The organism is Glycomyces albidus (genome assembly GCF_009451885.1).
GTDB classification, from domain to species: domain Bacteria; phylum Actinomycetota; class Actinomycetes; order Mycobacteriales; family Micromonosporaceae; genus Glycomyces; species Glycomyces albidus.
Genome location: NZ_WIAO01000083.1, coordinates 1 through 1,363 on the forward strand (window position 1 = coordinate 1; position 1,363 = coordinate 1,363).

Annotated in this window: 1 protein-coding gene; it reads left to right on the forward strand. The window is 67.6% G+C overall.

Annotated features, from left to right (window positions below; all coding sequences use genetic code 11):
• Positions 1–266 precede the first annotated feature (266 nt).
• Positions 267–1,334 carry an IS110 family RNA-guided transposase gene (locus GFD30_RS26085; RefSeq protein ID WP_153028066.1) on the forward strand — a complete coding sequence of 356 codons (1,068 nt, stop codon included), beginning with the start codon at positions 267–269 and terminating at the stop codon, positions 1,332–1,334.
• Positions 1,335–1,363 lie beyond the last annotated feature (29 nt).

A 1,363-nucleotide genomic window follows, 5' to 3' on the forward strand; every position in this document is an offset into this window, starting at 1 on the left:
CCATCGCTGTCAGTCTGGGGTCGTACCGTTTGAAGCCACAGGCGGTACACCGGGCAGGACCTGACCTGAGCCATTGCTGGCCTCGGTCGAGTGCCTTCGTTCTGACCTGTCGGTCCTGCCCGTCCATGTCGCACATGGAAAAGGGCACCGCGTCCGGGATCTGACCTGATAGAAACCTGGCGCCGCAGTGCAGCCCCATGACAGTGATGTCGTCCCCCGACGCGATGCCCGGTATGCCCTTCCAGCGTATCGGAGGTTTCCCTACCATGACAGCTCCCCGCACGTCCGGCCGCCCTGTCGGCCACCTCGTGATCGGCGTCGACACCCACAAGGCACAGCATGTGGCAGCCGCGGTCGAGCCCTCCCGGGGCCTGATCGCGACCGCATCGTTCGACAACACCCGGGCCGGTCACGCCGCCCTTGCCGCCTGGGCGGCCGCGCTCGGCCCGGTCGCGGTCTTCGGAATCGAGGGGACCGCCTCCTACGGCAAAACCCTCACCGCGGCACTGACCGGTACCGGAGCGACCGTCATCGAGGTCAACACCTATGCGTCCTCGAATCGACGCTCCCGCGGCAAATCCGATGCCCTGGACGCCGAAGCCGCGGCCTGGGCCGTGATCGATGGCCGCGCCACCGGCGTCCCAAAAGCCTGCAACGGGCCGGTGGAGGCCCTGCGGGCCTTGATGGTCGCCCGAGGCGGCGCGGTCAAGGCCCGGACCGAGTCCGGCAACGCCCTCAAAGCACTCCTGGCCGACGACCTCGACCTCGCCGAGTCGTGCGCGGGCATGAACACGAGAGCGACCGCCCTCCGCCTCGCGCGCCTGCGGCCACGACACGGGGCCGATCCGACCGCGAACCGACGGATCGCCCTGCGATCGATCGCGCGTCGCTGGCTCGCGCTCGACGCCGAGGCCGCCGATCTCGAAGCCGACCTCAAGGCACGCGCCGAAGCGACTGCGCCCGCCCTGGTGGCGGCCTTCGGGATCAGCTACGTGACCGCCGCGACCATCTTGTGCGCCGTCGGCGACAACCCCGAACGCCTCGGATCCGAGGCGGCCCTGGCGAAACTCGCCGGCGTCTGCCCCATCCCGGCCGGATCGGGTCAGACCGACGGCCGCCACCGGCTCTACCGGGGCGGCAACCGCCAGCTCAACCGGGCGATCTACACGATCGCGATCTGCCGCATGCACCATGACAAGCGCACGAGACAGTTCGTGGCCAAACGAATCCAGCAAGGAAAGTCTAAAAAGGAGATCATCCGAATGCTGAAGCGGTACATCGCCCGAGAGATCTACCGACTGCTGCAACCAGCAACACCGACCGCCATGACATGACTTGACAGACATAGAAACGTCAGAACCTC

Coding starts and splice junctions, on each gene's coding strand:
- GFD30_RS26085 (WP_153028066.1), top strand. CDS start 267: ATGACAGCTCCCCGCACGTCCGGCCGCCCTGTCGGCCACCTCGTGATC.